Genomic DNA, 18,014 nt, shown 5'->3' with positions numbered 1-18,014 from the left:
GCATGGATCTCGCCAAACGCGCTTATGACCATGGCTTTCGCCTGGACCCGATCGTCCGCAGCCTGCTGGACACGGACTTCTACAAACTGCTGATGCTGCAGATGATCTGGCGCGAGCATCGCGACGTGCCCGTCGTCTTCCAGGTCATCAACCGCACCAAGGCTGTGCGTCTGGCCGACGAGATCGATATCGACACCTTGCGCGAGCAGCTGGATCACGCCCGCACCTTGCGCTTCACCAACAAGGAACTGGTCTGGCTGGCGGGCAACAGCTTCTATGGCGTGAAGCAGATCTTCTCGCCCAACTTCATCGCCTGGCTGACCGATTATCGCCTGCCGGACTACGACCTGTCGGTTCAGGACGGGCAGTATGTGCTGACCTTCTCGGGGCCCTGGGCAGAGGTGACGCTGTGGGAGATCCCAGCGCTGGCGATCCTGAACGAGTTGCGCTGCCGGGTCGGGATGCGGCGGCTGGGCCGGTTCGAGCTGGACATCCTGTATTCGCGCGCCAAGACGCGGCTGTGGTCCAAGGTCGAGCGGCTTCGCGCTCTGCCCGACCTCGCTCTGTCGGATTTCGGCACGCGGCGGCGCCACGGCTTCCTGTGGCAACGCTGGTGCATTCAGGCCTTGAAGGAGGGGCTGGGCAAATCCTTCATCGGCACGTCCAACGTCCTGCACGCCATGGAGAACGACCTGGAAGCCATCGGCACCAATGGCCACGAACTGCCGATGGTTCTGGCGGCCCTGGCGCCCGACGACGCCGCGCTGGCCCAGGTGCCGTATGCGGTGCTGGACGAATGGCGCAGGCATTATGCGGGCAATCTGTTGATCGCCCTGCCTGACGCCTTCGGCACCGAGGCGTTTCTGGACCAGGCGCCTGATTGGGTGGCGGACTGGACTGGGTTCCGTCCCGACTCGGCCCCGCCCATTCCGGCCGGCGAGCGCCTGATCGACTGGTGGCGCGCGCATGGGCGAGACCCAAAGGAGAAGCTGCTGATCTTCTCGGACGGGATGGACATCGACGCGATCGAGGCGACCCACGCCCATTTCCACGGTCGCGCGCGTCTCAGCTTCGGCTGGGGGACCAATCTGACCAATGATTTTCGCGACTGTTCGCCCGCTTTCGCGCCCGAACTGGAGCCGATCTCCCTGGTCTGCAAGGTGATCGAGGCCGGTGGTCGCCCCGCCGTCAAACTGTCGGACAATCCCGCGAAAGCGGTCGGCGATCCCGCCGAGATCGAGCGCTATCGCCGTGTGTTCGGCGTGCGCGGCCTCACGGCCCAGCCCGTCACGGTCTGAAACCCGGCCTTAAGCCCATCGTGCGACAAGGCGGGCATGAGCGCCTTTCTCGACAAGATGCGTCGCCGCGCCGGCCGCTATCTCGATGTCCGTCCTGCCGACGTGCGGCCCGCACGCGGCGTCCTCAGCCTGTCGTTCGACGACATCCCGGCATCGGCCTGGACCGAGGCCGGACCGATCCTGGCTCAGCACGGGATCAAGGCGACCTACTATGTTTGCGGCGGCCTGTCGGGCGGTCGCAATCTGGACCTGCCCCAGTTTGAGGTGGAGCATCTGCAAGCCCTCCATGAGGCCGGGCACGAAGTCGGATGCCACACCTATGAGCATGTCTCGACCCTGACCCTGTCGCCGGCCGAACTGGACGCCAGCCTTGCTCGCAACGCGGCCTGGGTGGCCGAGCGGCTGGACGGCTATCAGATGCAGACCTTCGCCTATCCCTTCGGCGATTGCGCCCTCGGATCGAAAGCCGTGATCGACAAACGCTTCCTGTGCGGGCGCGGCGTCCGCGACGGGATCAACACCGGGCGTTCGGATCGCAACCTGCTGCAGGCCATAGGCCTGGAGAGCCGTCGTCTGCCCGGCTACGACCTGGGGGCGCTGGTGGCGGAGACGGCTTCATCCAAAGGCTGGCTGATCGCCTATGGCCACGACGTCAGCGACGCGCCCACGCCGTATGGTTGCCGTCCGGAGGATATCGATCGGTTGATCCGACTGGCCAAGGCGGCCGATCTGGAGGTCCAGCCGGTCGCGGCGGCGTGGGGGATGGCCACCCTCCAACAATCCATTTGAGCGGCAGCTTCACTCGTCCGAGGCATTGCGTGGTGCAGTTCCGAACAAGTAAGCGACAAAGCCGCAGACAGTGATAGCGGCCAGAGTGATCAACGCCACTTGACCATCCGACATACCGAGAAATCCGGTCATAAGAGGATGCTCATCGCGGACAATCGGGTCGAATGTCCAATGAACGTCTCGTCGACGTGTACCAGCTCTCGCTATCACTTCGACGCCGTTAAAACGCATTGCTAGTATTGGGCGGACGGCAAAGTTGAATAAGGCGCAGCTAAGAACTGGGACGATCACCCACCAATAGCGGATAAAGTCTTTTGGGGTGAAAGGGCTCATATTGACTGACAGTTAGATTTTTTACGCCTTCCGGGTATCCGCCCAAGCGATCAGCTCCTTGCGGGGCCAGATCATCAGCCATGACCTCGCGGTGTATTCCCCGCTGTCGATCAGCGCCTTTCTCGACGGAGAGGCTGTGCCAGCCCGCTCGGTGTGGATCTCGCCCGGTCCTTGGTGGACCATGAAGGCCCCGCCCTTCAGCGGGTTCTGGCGCAGGTGCGCCAGGCGGGGGCTGATCTCGGTCAGGGGCGGATCATAGAACCAGCTGGAGCCGATCATGCCGGCCAGTTCCGGCCGCGCGCGGCACAACTCCGCCGCGGTGGCCCAGGCCTCGTTCCAGCCATCCTCGTTGAAGCCGCGCAGCCAGCGGCTCTCGGTGTGGACCTCCAGCCAGGGCTCGCGCTTGGCGCCCGCCGCCAGATATCTGAACAGCGGTTTGACGCCCCAGCCGTCTCGGACGTGTTTGACGATCTGGCCCGGCCCGACCGGCGACGACAGGTCTATGACCTGGCTCTTGGCCCCCGGCACGCTGAGCGCCAGGGTGAAACGCACGTCCTTGGACCAGTGGTCGAAAACGTAGTCGCCCTCGGCCTTGTCCAGAAACCCAGCCAGTTGTTCGATCCAGTAGGGATAGAGGGCCATGACCTCGGCCGGCAGGCTCATCGCCGCTGCCCGGTCGGGCAGTTGCAGCGCCCAGGCGGCGACCAGGCCGCGACGCACATCGTCGGAGGCATCGGCGCCCAACAGCGCATCCACCGCCTTGGCCGGCATTTCAAAGTCCCAATGCGGCGCGGCCTCGGCGGCCTTTTGCGCGGCCGGGATTGCGGCAGCGTCCACGCGCGCGCGGTCTTCAGCGGACAATCGCACCAGCACGGCATGGAAGGCGGCGACGTCGGGGGTCAGATGCATATCCATGATCGCACCATGACACGGCGCGGTTGGCGAACCTTTAAAGCGCGCCGAACGGGTGACGCCGCCCTTGCCCCGCGCTAAACCGCGCCCAGATAAACAGGAGCCCCCATGAGCATCGAAGCCCGCATCGCCGAACTCGGCCTCACCTTGCCGGAACCCGCCAAGCCGGTGGCCAGCTATGTCTCCTATGTCCGCTCGGGCGATCAGGTCACCATCTCGGGCCAGCTGTCGAATGACGCGAACGGCGGCATCAAGGGTACGGTCGGCGTGGACGTGACGCCGGAACAGGCGCTGGAAGCCGCGCGTCTGTGCGGTCTGAACCTGATCGCACAGATCAAGGCCGCCTGCGATGGCGATCTGGACCGGGTGGTCCGCATCGTCAAACTGGGCGGTTTCGTTCAAGCCGGCCCCGACTTCACTGCCATTCCCGCCGTCATCAACGGCTGCTCGGACATGATGGTCGAGGTCTTCGGCGACGCTGGCAAGCACGCCCGCTCGGCCGTCGGCGTGTACAAGCTGCCGCTCGGCTTCGCCGTCGAGATCGATGCGATCGTGGAGATCCGCTGATCTTTCAGATCTCGGTTCACGAAGGGATCGCCGACATCGGCCGCGAGGCCTGGGACGCGTGCGCGCTGCCCACCGGCGATCCCTTTGTCTCCTATGACTTCCTGCATGCGTGCGAAGCCTCGGGCAGCGCCGCGCCTCGCCAGGGCTGGGCCCCGCGCCACTTGGCCCTGAGGGGTGAAGACAACGCGGTGCTGGGCGTCATGCCCCTCTATCTGAAGGGCAACAGCCAGGGCGAATATGTCTTCGACCACAGCTGGGCCGACGCTTACGAACGGGCCGGCGGCCGGTATTATCCCAAGCTGCTGGGCGCCGTGCCCTTTACGCCCGCGACCGGCCCGCGCTTCCTGAACCATCTCGAGACCGACGCCGCGACGGTGCGTCAGGCCCTGATCCAAGGGGCTGTGACCCTGGTCGAACGGCTGGGCGTCTCCTCCCTTCACGTCAACTTCCCGACCGAGCCGGAATGGTCGGCCATGACCGAGGCGAACCTGCTGCCGCGCCAGGACATCCAGTTCATCTGGCGCAACAACGGCTATCGGACCTTCGACGATTTCCTGGCCGCCCTGTCGGCCAACCGCCGCAAGACCATCAAGCGCGAGCGCCGCGACGCCCAGGCCGATTTGGATATCCGCGTCCTGACCGGCGCCGACATCACCGAGGCCCACTGGGACGCCTTCTTCGCCTTCTACATGGACACCGGCTCGCGCAAATGGGGCCAGCCCTATCTGACGCGCGACTTCTTCAGCCGCGTGGGCGCGACAATGGCCGACCGGATCGCCCTGGTCATGGCGTTTCGGGATGAGACGCCCATCGCCGGCGCTCTGAACTTCATCGGCCGCGACGCCCTTTACGGTCGTCAGTGGGGCACGCTGGAAGACGTGCCCTTCCTGCATTTCGAGCTTTGCTACTATAAGGCTATCGAATTCGCCATTTCGCGTGGCCTGTCCCGCGTCGAAGCCGGGGCCCAGGGCGACCACAAGATCGCGCGCGGCTACCTGCCCTCCCCTGTCTATTCCGCCCATTTCATCGCCGACCCCGCCCTGCGCGATCCCGTCGCTCGCTATCTGGACGGCGAACGCCCGGCTGTCGCAGCGCAGATGCGGGCGATGACCGAAGAACTGTCGCCCTATAAGCAGGTATAGAAAAAGGCCCGGCTGCTGCCAGCCGGGCCTTTCGCGATCACCCTTTCGGGGATCAAGCCGTCTCTTCTTCCTCGGCCTTCGCGGGCGCGCTGGCGCTCGTGATGTCGAAGTCGATCTTGCCGTCCTTCAGCTGGACCCTGACGTGTCCGCCGCGCGTCAGACGCCCGAACAGGATGTCGTCGGCCAGCGGCTTCTTGATCGAGTCCTGGATGACCCGCGCCAGCGGACGCGCGCCATACAGTTCGTCGAAGCCGTTCTTGGCCAGCCAGTCGGCGGCTTCGTCGGTCAGTTCGATGGTGATGTTGCGGTCCGCCAGCTGGGCTTCCAGCTGAAGGATGAACTTGGTCACCACCGAGCGGATCGTGTCGGCCTGCAACGGCTTGAAGGCCACGATGGCGTCCAGGCGATTGCGGAACTCCGGCGCGAACAGGCGCTGGATGGCCTTGTCATCCTCGCCCTCGACCTTGCCCCGGCCAAAGCCGATGGAGGCGCGGGCGTTGTCGGCGGCCCCGGCGTTGGTCGTCATGATCAGGATGACGTTCCTGAAATCGACCTTCTTGCCGACCGCATCGGTCAGCATGCCGTTGTCCATCACCTGAAGCAGGATGTTGTAGACATCCGGGTGCGCCTTCTCGATCTCGTCCAGCAGCACGACAGCGTGCGGATGCTGATCGACGGCGTCGGTCAGAAGCCCGCCTTGGTCATGTCCGACATAGCCGGGAGGCGCGCCGATCAGACGGCTGACCGTGTGGCGCTCCATATATTCCGACATGTCGAAGCGCTGCATCTCTATGCCCAAGGTGGCGGCGAGCTGCTTGGCGACCTCGGTCTTGCCGACGCCGGTCGGGCCGCTGAACAGGAAGCTGCCGATCGGCTTGTTCGGATCACGAAGACCCGCCCGCGCCAACTTCATGGCCGCCGACACCTGCTCGATGGCCTGTTCCTGACCGAAGACCGCACGCTTCAGGTCGGTTTCCAGCTCGCGCAGGCTTTCCGTGTCGGACTTGGACACCGACTTGGCCGGGATACGGGCCATCTTGGCGATAACGGCCTCGACCTCCTTCTGACCGATGACCTTCTTCCTCTTGGATTCGGTCAGCAGCATCTGCGACGCCCCGGCCTCGTCGATCACATCGATCGCCTTGTCCGGCAGTTTCCGGTCGGTCATGTAGCGCGCCGACAGCTCCACCGCCGTGCGCACGGCGCTGTCGGTATAGCGGACCTTGTGGTGCTGCTCGTAGTAGGTCTTCAGACCCTTCAGGATCTTCACCGTATCCTCGACCGTCGGCTCATTGACGTCGATCTTCTGGAAGCGACGCACCAGGGCGCGGTCCTTCTCGAAGTGCTGGCGATATTCCTTGTAGGTCGTCGATCCCATGCAGCGCAACGTGCCGGACGCCAAGGCCGGTTTCAGCAGGTTCGAGGCATCCATCGCCCCGCCCGAAGTTGCGCCCGCGCCGATCACCGTGTGGATCTCGTCGATGAAGAGCACGGCGTTGTCGTGGTTCTCCAGTTCTTTGACCACCTGCTTCAGGCGTTCCTCGAAGTCGCCGCGATAGCGGGTGCCGGCCAGCAACGCGCCCATATCGAGCGAGTAGATGGTGGCGTCCTTCAGAACGTCGGGCACTTCGCCGTTGACGATCTTGCGGGCCAGACCTTCGGCGATGGCGGTCTTGCCGACGCCGGGATCACCGACCAGAAGCGGGTTGTTCTTGGTCCGACGGCACAGGATCTGGATCGAGCGGTCCACCTCGGCCTGACGACCGATCAGGGGATCGACCTTGCCCTGGCGCGACTTCTCGTTGAGGTCGACGCAATAGGCTTCCAGCGCCTCGCCGCCCTGTTTCACGGCGGAAGCATCCTCGGCCTCTTCGGGCGAAGCGCCCTTGGCCGGACGCGCCTCGTTAGCGCCTGCCTTCTTGGCGATGCCGTGAGCGATGAAGTTGACCGCGTCATAGCGCGTCATGTCCTGCTCTTGCAGGAAGTAGGCCGCGTGGCTCTCGCGCTCGGAGAAGATGGCGACCAGCACGTTGGCGCCGGACACTTCCTCGCGGCCGGACGACTGGACGTGGATCACCGCGCGCTGGATCACGCGCTGGAAGCCGGCGGTCGGCTTGGCGTCCTCGCCGTCGCTGGTGGCCAGGGCGGCCAGGTCGTTGTCGACATAGAGGGTCAGCGCCGCTTTCAACGCAGACAGATCGACGTTGCAGGCCTGCATGACGCCGGTCGCGTCGGGATCGTCGATCAGCGCGAGCAGCAGGTGCTCAAGCGTCGCATACTCGTGCCTGCGCGCATTGGCGTATCCCACCGCGCGGTGCAGGGTTTCTTCGAGAGGACGGGAAAATGAAGGCATAGGGAGGCTCCTCTCAGTCCTTTTCCATCGTGCATTGCAGAGGGTGCTGGTGGCGGCGCGCCGTCTCGATGACCTGCGCGACCTTTGTCTCGGCGACCTCGTAGGTGAAGACGCCGCAGACGCCGACGCCATGCTGATGCACATGCAGCATGATGCGGGTGGCCTCTTCCCGGCTCTTCTGGAAGAACCGCTCCAGCACATAGACGACGAATTCCATCGGCGAATAATCGTCGTTCAGAATCAGCACTCGATAGAGCGAGGGCTTTTGCAGCTTCGGCTTTGTTTCGGTGACGACGGCGGTTCCTTGACCGCCGCCGGTCTCACCGGGCCTTTGAATGGGCATTCGTGTTCCGTAATCGGGGAGTCGTCTTGGCTCTCAAATAGGGAATGATGGCCTGAATTGAAGCGGCGTCCAGTCACGGCTTTCGTGAAGGGCGTCTGACAAAGATTTCACGTGATCCAAGGCGGTCAACGGCTCAGGTTGAACGCCTCAGTTGAACAGCTCCCGATCGCCATGCCCGCCGCCCTCTTCGCCGCCCTTTCGCTCGCCGCCTTCGCCCAGCCCACGCCGCTGGAAACCGCCGTCATGGCGGCCGACGCCAAACTGTTCGCTGTCTTCTTCGAAGGCTGCGATCCCCCCGGACTTCGGGCCATGCTGACCGATGATTTTGAGTTTTTCGACGACCGCGGCGGACGGGTGGCCACTGACGCCGACAGCTTCGTGGCGCAATACGCCGCGCGTTGTCAGGACCGTAGCGCGCCGGACGCCTGGCGGACCCGGCGCGAGGCCCTGCCGGACGGTCTGGCTGTCTATCCCATCAACAACTACGGCGCGGTCGAAACAGGCGAGCACGTGTTCTACGAACGCCAGGGCGACGGTCCGGAACGGCGCGTCGGTCGCGCCCGCTTCACGCAGATGTGGAAACAGGAGGGGACCGAGTGGAAGCTGGCGCGGGTCTTCAGCTACGACCATACCGCCCTGCCCTGACAGCAAAAAAGGCCCCGGAGCGAACCCCGGGGCCTTCTCGATTCTTCGGGCGGTTCGCGGGATTAACGAGCGGCCTGGAAGGTTTCGACCGAGGCGGTGACGCGCTCGTTGATCGGCTTGATGCTGTCCTTGACAGTGGCGGTGACGATCTCGTTCGTCTTGGTCAGCTCGGCGACATAGCGCTCCATCGACTTCTTGGCCCAGGCGGTCTGGAGCTCGAAGAACTCCTGCACCGAACGGGCGGTCGACAGTTCCTTGGACGCGGCGACGCCGTCTTCCCACGAGGACTTGGCGAAGCCCAGCGCCTGTTGCGACAGGGCCTCGGCGCCCTTCTGGGCGACGGTGACCGACTCGACCATGGCTTCCAGGGTCTTCTTGCTGTGCGCGTTCAGCTCGGCCATCGAGGCCGTCGACTTGTCGATGCCTTCACGGAAGGCCTGCGTGCCGGCGGCCTGCATGGTTTCGGCTTGCGCCTTGACCTTGGCGGCGGCCGAAGTCGCAGCGGCGGTGGCTTGGTCGGCGGTTTTCTTCACGGTTTCAGCGGCGTCGGCCATGATCGTCTCTCCGGTAGAAGGCCCTTGGGGACGGACCTGAGGGCGGAAATAATGACGCGAGAGGATCTCGCAGACCCACAATATGCTGCAAGTGCGAAGGTTTTTCAAGCGTTTTGTGCAATGCACAATATGATCGGCGATAACCTTGATCGGCCGGTCAAATTTGCGTTGACGCGCGGTTAACCACCACGAAACCCGCGCTTCCTATGCTAGCTGTTCGTTCGTGACGGCCGGGGGGCCTGTCGCACCCTGCTCACCGAGGGGTTGTCCCGCCCATGATCGCTTTTCTCCGCCGTGGCCTGTTCGCCGTCCTCGCGCTTTCGCTGGTTCTGGGCGCGAACGTCAGGCCGATCGAGGCCCAGACCGCCTACTCGGCCCAGGAGAACAGCCGCTACGCCGCCATCGTGATCGACGCCGCCACGGGCGAGGTTCTGTTCGCGCGGAACGCCGACAGCCGCCGCTATCCAGCGTCGCTGACCAAGATGATGACGCTGTATCTGACGTTCGAGGCGCTGTCTCAGGGCAAGGCCAATGTGAACGACGTGCTGACGATCTCGCCGCGCGCCGCGTCCCAGCCGCCATCGAAGCTGGGTCTGGCCGCCGGTCAGACCATCACCCTGGACAACGCCATGCGCGCCACAGCCGTGCGGTCCGCCAACGACATGGCCTTGGCCATCGGCGAGCATATCGGCGGATCGGAAGCCCGCTTTACCAATATGATGACGCAGAAGGCCGCCCAGCTGGGCATGACTCAGACGCGCTACTACACCGCAAACGGCCTGCCGGACGCACGTCAGGTGACCTCCGCACGCGACCAGGCCATTCTGGCGCGGGCGATCATGCGCGACTTCCCTCAGTATTACAGCTACTTCGGCCTTCACGACTGGGCCTACAACGGCCGCAACTATCGCAACACCAACGGCCTGCTGCCGACCGGGCGCGGCTATGACGGGATGAAGACCGGCTATACCAACGCCTCGGGCTACAACCTCGCCGCCTCGGCCGTGCGCGACGGGCGACGCCTGATCACCGTGGTCCTGGGCGGCCGTTCGACCGCCAGCCGCAACGCTCACGTCGCCGAGCTGATGGACACCGGCTTCGAGGTCGAGCGCCGCCGCGCCCAGGGCGAGCGGATCCAGGTGGCGCAAACCTTCTTCGAGCAGCGTGGGTTCGGCGTCGGATCGGCGATCGCCGACGCCCCAATCGCCTATGCGTCGGTCAATGACGACGAGGACAGCGTCGGCGCGGAATCCACCGCTGTCGCCTATACGGCCGCACCGGCGCCCGCCGCCCTGCCGACGCGTATCGCCCCTGCCCCGTCGGAGCGCGCAGCCAGCCAGCGGGCCGCCGCAACCCTGCCGCCCATTGGTTCGGCGCCGGCCGCCTCCGCCGCGCCCCGTGCGCCACGCAATGTCACCGCTTCGTTGAACGGCGCGCCGGCCAATGCAGTCGTCGCGCCGTCCACCACGCCCCGTCGCTCGGCGTCGTCCGCAACGCGCGAACCCGCCCGCGCCGCGCCCAGAATGCCGGCCGGTCGCTGGGCGGTGCAGGTCGGCGCCTTCCGCGAAGAGAAGGTGGCGACCGACTGGCTGACCGAGGTCAACCGTCGTTTCCGCGATCAGTTCGCCAACGCCGAACGCAATGTCCAAACCGCCGGCGACTGGTATCGCTCGCGCTTCGTGGGCCTGACCGAAACCGGCGCAAAGTCCGCCTGCGAGGCGCTGGCTGCACGTCGCGTGACCTGCATGGTCATCGGCCCCGACTGAGGCCAAATCGGCGAGAACAAATGTTCTTGCTTTGTTCCTATTGATGTCGCATCGTCCTTCCCATGGAAACCGCCAAGGGAAGAGGCGCGCGTTCGAATGCCAGCGGCCGTTACGAGCCTGAGCAGCACCAGTCGTTCGATGACGGCTGGACGCACGACGACGCCGAGGCTGCGCCGCTGCGCACCACCCTCACCCCTGAACACGCCCGCACCATCATCGCCCGGAACGACAGTCCGGACATCGGCTTCGACCGCTCCATCAACCCGTACAAAGGTTGCGAACATGGCTGCATCTACTGTTACGCCCGTCCGTCCCATGCCTGGATGGGCCTATCCCCGGGCCTGGATTTCGAGAGCCGGATCTTCTTCAAGCCCCAGGCCGCAAGTCTGCTGGAACAGGCGTTCCTCGCACCCCGATACCGATGCAAGCGCATCCACATAGGCGGCAACACCGACCCCTATCAGCCGGTTGAGCGTGATCTGAAGTCGACGCGCTCGATCCTGGATGTCATGCAGCGCTTCAACCACCCATTCAGCATCATCACCAAGTCGGTGTTGATCGCGCGCGACGCCGACATTCTGGGCCCGATGGGCAGGGCGGGGCTGGCCTCGGCCTTCGTCTCCATCACCACCCTGGATCGTGGGCTGGCGCGGGCGATGGAGCCGCGCGCCTCCACCCCCGCCAAACGGCTGGAGGCCATCAGTCGCCTCGCGGACGCCGGTTGTCCGGTCGGGGTCGGTTTCGCCCCCGTCATTCCCGGTCTGAACGACCACGAACTGGAAGCCATCCTGGAAGCCGCCGCCAAGGCCGGGGCGACGCGGGCCATGTATGTCACCCTGCGTCTGCCGCTTGAGATCAAGGATCTGTTTCGAGAATGGCTGGCCGACGCCCGCCCGGATCGCGCCGCGCGCGTCATGTCCCTGATCCGCCAGACGCGCGGCGGCAAGGATTATGACGCCGACTGGTCCCAGCGCATGAAGGGGACCGGGCCCGTCGCCGAACTGATCGGAACGCGGTTCAAGGCCGCCGTCAAACGCTACGGCCTCGACACCCCGCACCGCCTGCTGGACGAAACCCAGTTCCGCGTGCCCGCCGACGCCCGGCCTCAGTTGGAGTTGTTCGGCTAATCGTCCGCCGCCGAAGGATCGATGGCGCGCGTGACCAGATCGCGCCAGGTGGGGTCGGTGTCATCGACCAGATCAACGTCCTCCATCAGGGCCACCGCGCCCTCCCCATCCGGCAAGATCAGCCCGAGGATTTCCATCTCCTCGCCATCGGCGCCGAGATGGCTTTCGGCCTGAACGGCCACCGCCGCCTGTTCACCGTCATCTTCCCACCAGATGACTGGCTGGGGCAGGTCCATGACGATGGGACGCGGATCGTCGGTTTCGCCCAAGGCGAACACCGCACGTCTCGCCTGAACGTCGTCCAGCGTCGCCACGGCGCCCGTGAACGGCTTTAGCCGCATCCAGTCGTCGGCGTCGAAGCCGCCGCCGTCCTCTTCGCTCGTGTCGTCCAAGGTCATCGTTTGAAAACCCCCACCAGTTCGACGTGCGAGGACCACAGAAACTGATCCACCGGCGTCACCGTCTCCAGCCGGAAACCGGCATCGATCAGCACCCGCGCATCACGCGCGAAGGTCTGAGGATTGCACGACACGCCCACGACGACGCCGGCCTTGGTGTCCGCGATCTGAGCCGTCTGGTCTATCGCGCCGGCCCGCGGCGGGTCGAACACGATGGCGTCACATCCCTTCAGGTCATAGGGATTCATAGGCCGACGAAACAGATCGCGCGCCTCGGCCGTGATGGCCTTCATCCCTTTGGCCGAACCGACGGCGGCCTTCAGCGCATCGATGCCCGGCTTGGATGCGTCCGCTGCGATCACCGGCGCGACCGTGGCCAACGGAAAGGTGAAGGTTCCCGCGCCGCAGAACAGATCGGCGATCGTCTTGGCGCCCTTCACCGCTGTCAGCGCGCGAGAGACCATCGCCGCCTCGGCCTGAGGAACGGCCTGCAGGAAGCCGCCCGCCGGCAGGGACACGGTGGCCGGGCCAAACGCCACCTTGGGCTGGCGCGCCATCACCAGGGTGTCGCCCGCCAGGCTGAGGCGCGCCAGATCGGCCCGGTGCGCGGCCTGAATGGCCTGCATCTGGGCGTCAGCCGACAGGCCGCCGCCCGAGCGCCTTTCGACCCCGGTCACATCAACGTCCAGCCCCGACAGGGTCCAGGTGACGTGCAGGGTTGGCGCCGATTTCGGATGTTCGAAAAAGGCGGCCGCGACCTGGGTCAGCGCCGGAATGGCCGCCACGATCCGGGGATCGGCGACCGGACAGGCCTTCACCTCGACCAGCCGCCAGGAGCGGCGCGCCTTGAAACCCAGCACAACCCGTCCATCCTGGGTGCGACGGGCATGAAGAGCCAGGCGGCGACGGCTGGCCGGCGGGGTCGCCACCGTCGCCTCGATCTCGGTCTCGATCCGCTCGCGCGCCAAGGCCAGGCGCACCTGCTCTCGCTTCCAATCCAGATACGGCTTTTCCGACCAATGCTGCAGCGAGCAGCCGCCACAGTCGCCATACTGGGGCGAGACCGGTGCGATCCGGTCGGGGCTGGGCGTGACGATCTCGACCTCTTCCAGCCGTCCGTCCGCGACGACGCCGCGCACCGTTTCACCAGGCAAGGTCAGGCCGGCGAACACCGGACCGGACGGCGTCTGGGCGACGCCGTCGCCCTGGCCGCCGACGCGGTCGATGGTGAAGATGTCCATCGGCGGGCTTCTAGCCGGGCGTCCCCTTTCGCTCAAGCCACGGGGCTGCAACGGCGGACCGGCTGAACATGAACGAAGATGAACGAACCGATCAATTGCCGTTCAGCTTCGCCGTCGTAAATCCTAGTGCAACGAGACACGAGGCTTTGCCGTTAACGTTTGACGGAAAACCGTTCGGTCCTCAGAGGGTTGGAAAATGCGTCTCACGAAAACATCGATCGCCGCCATCGCCGCCCTGGCGTTCGGCGTCACGGCCGCCCCGCTCACGGCGTCGGCACAAAACTATTACGGCAGCGGCTATAGCCAGAACTACGGCACGGGCGCCTACAGCCGCTCGTACGATTACAACAGCGGCCGCTATTACGATCCTTGCGCGCGTGAGCGCCAAGGCCGCACCGGCGCCGGCGCGGTGATCGGCGGCGGCGCGGGCGCCGTCATCGGCTCGCAACTGGCAGCACGCGGCCGACGCACGGAAGGCAGCATCTTAGGCGGCGTGCTCGGCGCTGTCGTCGGGTCTCAGGTCGGTCGGTCCAGCTCGGACGCCTGCCGCAGCTATCAGAGCAGCTATGGCTCGAACGGCTACTACGCCCAAGGCTACAGCCAACCGAGCTACGGCTATTACGACGATCGTTACACCGGCGATCAAGGCTATCGCTACGACGACTACGACCGTCGTAACGACTATGCCTACAGCCGTGGCGGCTACTACGACGGCGGCTCGCGCCCGGTCGACTCCTATCAGAATTCAGACGGATGCCGTCTGGCCGAAAGCCAGATCCGTCTGCCCGATGGTCGCACGGACACGCGCTACGTCCGCACCTGCCCCGACCAGTACGGCCGCTATCGCGTCGTCGATTAATTTTCAGCCCCCCTGTCGATCGACGACGTGACGGAGCCGCCGGAGGAGCAATCCTCCGGCGGTTTCTCTTTGCTGGGGGCTATCGGCCTTCAGGCTACGTGAGCCCGTTATTGGGGCTGTCGGCCGTTCGGCCACTTGAGCCCGTTTAGCGGTTACGGCCCTAGCCCGGCTTCTTAGCCCAGAGCAGGAACTCGACGTTGCCGTCGCCGCCGGTGATCGGGCTTTCGGTTACCGCCTGAACCGTCCAACCCAGCGCTTCCAGCCAGTCGCGCACGCGCTCGACAGCGGCGGCATGCGCCGCTGCATCTTTGATCACGCCCTTCTTGCCGCCGCCCGGGCCATCGGCTTCGAACTGCGGCTTGACCAGGGTGACCAGATCCGCGCCAGGCGTCGCCAGATCGAGCGCGACTGGAAGCACTTTGATCAGGCTGATGAAACTGGCGTCGCAGACGACCAGTGAGGGCGGCTGCGGGATCAGTTCTGCCGTCAGGTCCCGCGCATCGGTGCGCTCCAGATTGACCACGCGTGGATCGGACAACACTCGTGCGTGCATCTGGCCGAAGCCGACGTCGACGGCGAAGACCTTGGCCGCGCCGCGGTTCAGCAAAACCTCGGTAAAGCCCCCGGTCGATGCCCCGACATCCAGAGCCACCCTGCCCTCCACGAGGACAGGCCACAGGGTCAGGGCGTGGTCCAGCTTCAGCGCGCCACGCCCGACCCAAGGGTGGGCGGGTTGGGCCTCCAGCGCGATGTCGTCGGCGAACTGTTCGGACGCCTTCCGCACGATCACGCCGTCGGCCAGAACCAGCCCCGCCTCGATCGCGGCACGCGCTTGCGAGCGGCTGTCGAACAGGCCGCGTGCGACCAGAAGCTGATCAATCCGCGTCTTCACGGCCTTGCTTTCATCAGGGCGTCAAAGCGACGCCAGACGCGCCAGCGCCGCCTGCAGCTTGACCTTGCCCGCCTCGGCCTCGGCCAGCTTTGCGCGCTGTTCGTCGACGACTTCCGGCGCGGCGCGAGACACGAAGTTGGGGTTGCCCAGCTTCTTGTTCACATGGCCGATGTCGCTGTCGAAGGCGGCGATTTCCTTCTCCAGACGGGCCCGTTCGGCGGTCAGATCGATGATGCCCGCCAAGGACAAGGCGATGGTCGAGCCGCCGGATACGAAGGTCACGGCCCCTGTCGGCGCCGCGTCAGCCGAGCCGACCTCGGACACACGACCCAGGGTCAGGATCAGATCGCGATGGCGGGCGATCCGCTCGGCCGTCACGGCGTCGGGCGCGACAAAGGCCAGCGGCGGCTTGGCCGACGGCGGCACGTTCATTTCGGCGCGCAGACCGCGAATCTCACCGACCAAATCGACCAGCCAGCCGATCTCGGCCTCGGCCGAGGCGTCGATGAAGGCGTCCGGCAGCACCGGCCACTCGGCGCCGATCAGCAAGCCGTCGCGCGCCAAATCGCGGGGTGCCCCCTCCTTGCCCAGTTCGGCCCACAGTTCCTCGGTGATGAAGGGCATGACCGGATGCAGCAGCTTGAGCGTCTGATCCAGCGTCCAGGCGGTCATCGCCCGGGTCTCGGCCTTGGCGGCCTCATCGGCCCCGTTGAAGACCGGCTTGGCCAGTTCCAGATACCAGTCGCAGAACACATTCCAGACGAAACGATACAGCGCGCCCGCCGCATCGTCGAACCGTCCGCCTTCGATAGCTTCGGACACGGCGCGTTCGGCCTTGGTCAGCTCGCCGCGGATCCAGCGGTTGATGGTCTGCTCGACGGTGGCGGGATCGAAGCCCTCGATCCGGCGCGCCTCGTTCATCTGGCTGAAGCGCGCGGCGTTCCACAGCTTTGTGCCGAAGTTGCGATAGCCCTCGATCCGTTGCTTCGACAGTTTGATGTCCCGCGTGCCCGACAGGATGGCCATGGTGAAACGTAGCGGATCGGCGCCCAGCTCGTCGATGATGCCCAGGGGATCGATGACGTTCCCCTTGGATTTGCTCATCTTCTGGCCCTTCTCGTCGCGGACGAGGCCATTGATGATGACGCGCTTGAATGGGACCTCGCCCATGAAGTGCTGGCCCATCATCATCATCCGGGCGACCCAGAAGAAGATGATGTCCGCCGCTGTGACCAGGTCGCTGGTCGGATAGAACCGCTCCAGATCCTCGGTCTTCTCGGGCCAACCCATGGTAGAGAATGGCCACAGGGCCGAGGAAAACCAGGTGTCGAGAACGTCCTCGTCCTGGGTCAGAGCGACCTCGGAATCATAGTCCGCCATTGCCTGTTCGCGGGCGTCCTCTTCCGTTTCAGCCACATAGATTTCGCCGTTCGGGCCGTACCAGGCCGGGATGCGGTGCCCCCACCAGAGCTGGCGTGAGATGCACCAAGGCTCGATGTTGCGCAGCCACTCGAAATAGATCTTCTCGTAGGACTTGGGCTCGAACACCGTATCGCCCTGCTCCACCGCCTTCAGCGCGGGCTGGGCCAAGACCTTGGCGTCGACGTACCACTGGTCGGTCAGCCACGGCTCGATGACCACGCCGGAGCGGTCGCCGTGCGGCACGACGTGTTTGGTCTTCTCGATCTCGCGCAGCCAGCCCTCTTCCTCGGCGCGGGCGACGATGGCCTTACGCGCGGCGAAGCGGTCTTGACCGACGTAGTCCGCAGGCACGTCGGGCGTATCGACGTCAGTGATGCGTCCGAAAGCGTCGAGGATATTCAGCGACGGCAGGCCGGCGCGCTTACCCACGCCGAAATCGTTGAAATCATGCGCCGGCGTGATCTTCACCGCGCCCGAACCCTTGGTCGGATCGGCATAGTCGTCAGCGACGATGGGGATGCGACGGCCGGTGATCGGCAGTGTCACGAACTTGCCGACAAGGCCGGCATAGCGTTCGTCATCCGGATGCACCGCCACGCCGGTGTCGCCCAGCATGGTCTCGGGCCGGGTCGTGGCGACGACGATGAAGTCGCGCGTCTCGAACTCGTTCGCCTTGCCGTCCTCGTCGAAGGCGATGGGATGTTCATAGGTGACGCCGTCGGCCAGCGGATAGGCGAAATGCCAGTAGGCGCCATCCACCTCGCGCTGTTCGACCTCCAGGTCCGAGATGGCGGTCTGAAAATGCGGGTCCCAGTTCACCAGCCGCTTGTCGCGATAGATCAGGCCTTCCTTATGCAGTTGCACGAAGACCTTGCGGACGGCGGCGTTCAGCCCCTCGTCCAGGGTGAACCGCTCGCGTGACCAGTCGCACGATGCGCCGAGACGGCGCAGCTGACGCACGATGGTCCCGCCGCTTTCGGCCTTCCATTCCCAGATCTTCTCGATGAAGGCGTCGCGGCCCATGTCGCGACGACCGATATTGCCGGCGGTGGCCAGCTGACGCTCGACCACCATCTGGGTGGCGATGCCGGCGTGATCCGTGCCGGGCAGCCAAAGGACCGCCTTGCCCTTCATCCGGTGATAGCGGGCCAGGATGTCCTGCAGCGTGTTGTTCAGGGCATGGCCGATGTGCAGGCTGCCGGTCACGTTGGGCGGCGGAATGACGATCGAATAGGCCTCGGCGGCGCCGTCGGTGCGGGGCGCGAACAGGCCGCTCACTTCCCACTGGGCGTAAAGGCGGGGCTCGGCGGCCTGGGGTTCGAAAGTCTTCTCAAGCATCGGAATAGGTCTTTTGCAAAATGCGAAAGGGCGGC

At 65.2% G+C, this 18,014-nt stretch carries 16 protein-coding genes; 8 read left to right on the top strand and 8 right to left on the bottom strand.

What is annotated here, in order from left to right; all coding sequences use genetic code 11:
* Positions 1 to 2: 2 nt before the first annotated feature.
* Both pncB and DT343_RS02950 read left to right on the top strand, forming a co-directional pair.
* Complete coding sequence (pncB, locus tag DT343_RS02955) at positions 3 to 1,298, top strand: nicotinate phosphoribosyltransferase (RefSeq protein ID WP_112861687.1); 1,296 nt, start codon at positions 3 to 5, stop codon at positions 1,296 to 1,298.
* A 36-nt stretch (positions 1,299 to 1,334) separates the two neighbouring features.
* Positions 1,335 to 2,087: a polysaccharide deacetylase family protein gene (locus tag DT343_RS02950; RefSeq protein ID WP_112861686.1), complete on the top strand. Its 753-nt coding sequence runs from the start codon at positions 1,335 to 1,337 to the stop codon at positions 2,085 to 2,087.
* Between the two features lie 354 nt (positions 2,088 to 2,441).
* On the opposite strand, the gene DT343_RS02945 is transcribed toward DT343_RS02950, so the two are convergent.
* Positions 2,442 to 3,335, bottom strand: coding sequence for a hypothetical protein (locus tag DT343_RS02945; protein WP_112861685.1), 894 nt, complete (start codon positions 3,333 to 3,335; stop codon positions 2,442 to 2,444).
* A 105-nt stretch (positions 3,336 to 3,440) separates the two neighbouring features.
* Between DT343_RS02945 and DT343_RS02940 the strand changes: the two genes are divergently transcribed.
* On the top strand, positions 3,441 to 3,899 hold the full coding sequence (locus DT343_RS02940) for a RidA family protein (protein ID WP_112861684.1): 459 nt from the start codon (positions 3,441 to 3,443) through the stop codon (positions 3,897 to 3,899).
* Positions 3,896 to 5,041: a GNAT family N-acetyltransferase gene (locus DT343_RS02935; protein WP_112862554.1), complete on the top strand. Its 1,146-nt coding sequence runs from the start codon at positions 3,896 to 3,898 to the stop codon at positions 5,039 to 5,041. Before DT343_RS02940 ends, DT343_RS02935 begins: the two co-directional genes overlap by 4 nt.
* A 52-nt stretch (positions 5,042 to 5,093) precedes the next feature.
* Here the strand turns inward: DT343_RS02935 and clpA are convergent, their stop codons facing one another.
* Both clpA and clpS read right to left on the bottom strand, forming a co-directional pair.
* A complete protein-coding gene (gene clpA / locus DT343_RS02930) occupies positions 5,094 to 7,394 on the bottom strand; it encodes an ATP-dependent Clp protease ATP-binding subunit ClpA (protein WP_026108343.1) in 2,301 nt (766 codons plus the stop codon).
* A gap of 13 nt (positions 7,395 to 7,407) precedes the next feature.
* The gene (gene clpS, locus DT343_RS02925; protein WP_017504641.1) at positions 7,408 to 7,737 is read right to left on the bottom strand and encodes an ATP-dependent Clp protease adapter ClpS; all 330 of its coding nucleotides are present in this window, start codon (positions 7,735 to 7,737) and stop codon (positions 7,408 to 7,410) included.
* A gap of 138 nt (positions 7,738 to 7,875) precedes the next feature.
* On the opposite strand from clpS, the gene DT343_RS02920 reads away from it, so the two are divergent.
* Positions 7,876 to 8,382: a nuclear transport factor 2 family protein gene (locus DT343_RS02920; RefSeq protein ID WP_258522484.1), complete on the top strand. Its 507-nt coding sequence runs from the start codon at positions 7,876 to 7,878 to the stop codon at positions 8,380 to 8,382.
* Positions 8,383 to 8,444: 62 nt separating this feature from the next.
* On the opposite strand, the gene DT343_RS02915 is transcribed toward DT343_RS02920, so the two are convergent.
* Positions 8,445 to 8,936, bottom strand: a complete 492-nt coding sequence (locus DT343_RS02915) for a phasin family protein (RefSeq protein ID WP_082465129.1) — start codon at positions 8,934 to 8,936, stop codon at positions 8,445 to 8,447.
* A 275-nt stretch (positions 8,937 to 9,211) separates the two neighbouring features.
* Here DT343_RS02915 and DT343_RS02910 point away from each other — a divergent pair, with 275 nt between their 5' ends.
* The gene (locus DT343_RS02910) at positions 9,212 to 10,702 is read left to right on the top strand and encodes a D-alanyl-D-alanine carboxypeptidase family protein (RefSeq protein WP_112861683.1); all 1,491 of its coding nucleotides are present in this window, start codon (positions 9,212 to 9,214) and stop codon (positions 10,700 to 10,702) included.
* 62 nt (positions 10,703 to 10,764) lie between these two features.
* Complete coding sequence (locus DT343_RS02905; protein ID WP_112861682.1) at positions 10,765 to 11,829, top strand: PA0069 family radical SAM protein; 1,065 nt, start codon at positions 10,765 to 10,767, stop codon at positions 11,827 to 11,829.
* On the opposite strand, the gene DT343_RS02900 is transcribed toward DT343_RS02905, so the two are convergent.
* Together DT343_RS02900 and DT343_RS02895 are read right to left on the bottom strand one after the other, a co-directional pair.
* Positions 11,826 to 12,221, bottom strand: coding sequence for a hypothetical protein (locus tag DT343_RS02900; protein ID WP_258522483.1), 396 nt, complete (start codon positions 12,219 to 12,221; stop codon positions 11,826 to 11,828). The two genes, DT343_RS02905 and DT343_RS02900, sit on opposite strands and share 4 nt — an antisense overlap.
* A gap of 2 nt (positions 12,222 to 12,223) precedes the next feature.
* Positions 12,224 to 13,468, bottom strand: a complete 1,245-nt coding sequence (locus tag DT343_RS02895; RefSeq protein ID WP_112861680.1) for a class I SAM-dependent RNA methyltransferase — start codon at positions 13,466 to 13,468, stop codon at positions 12,224 to 12,226.
* Between the two features lie 196 nt (positions 13,469 to 13,664).
* On the opposite strand from DT343_RS02895, the gene DT343_RS02890 reads away from it, so the two are divergent.
* Positions 13,665 to 14,327 carry a glycine zipper 2TM domain-containing protein gene (locus DT343_RS02890; RefSeq protein WP_112861679.1) on the top strand — a complete coding sequence of 221 codons (663 nt, stop codon included), beginning with the start codon at positions 13,665 to 13,667 and terminating at the stop codon, positions 14,325 to 14,327.
* 160 nt (positions 14,328 to 14,487) lie between these two features.
* On the opposite strand, the gene DT343_RS02885 is transcribed toward DT343_RS02890, so the two are convergent.
* Positions 14,488 to 15,219, bottom strand: a complete 732-nt coding sequence (locus DT343_RS02885; RefSeq protein WP_112861678.1) for a TlyA family RNA methyltransferase — start codon at positions 15,217 to 15,219, stop codon at positions 14,488 to 14,490.
* Positions 15,220 to 15,240: 21 nt separating this feature from the next.
* Complete coding sequence (locus DT343_RS02880; RefSeq protein WP_112861677.1) at positions 15,241 to 17,979, bottom strand: valine--tRNA ligase; 2,739 nt, start codon at positions 17,977 to 17,979, stop codon at positions 15,241 to 15,243.
* Positions 17,980 to 18,014: the final 35 nt, after the last annotated feature.

The sequence above is a fragment of the Brevundimonas vesicularis genome (genome assembly GCF_900445985.1).
Lineage (GTDB): Bacteria > Pseudomonadota > Alphaproteobacteria > Caulobacterales > Caulobacteraceae > Brevundimonas > Brevundimonas vesicularis_D.
Note: the sequence above shows the minus strand (reverse complement) of the source record. Positions and strands in the feature narration are given on the sequence as shown.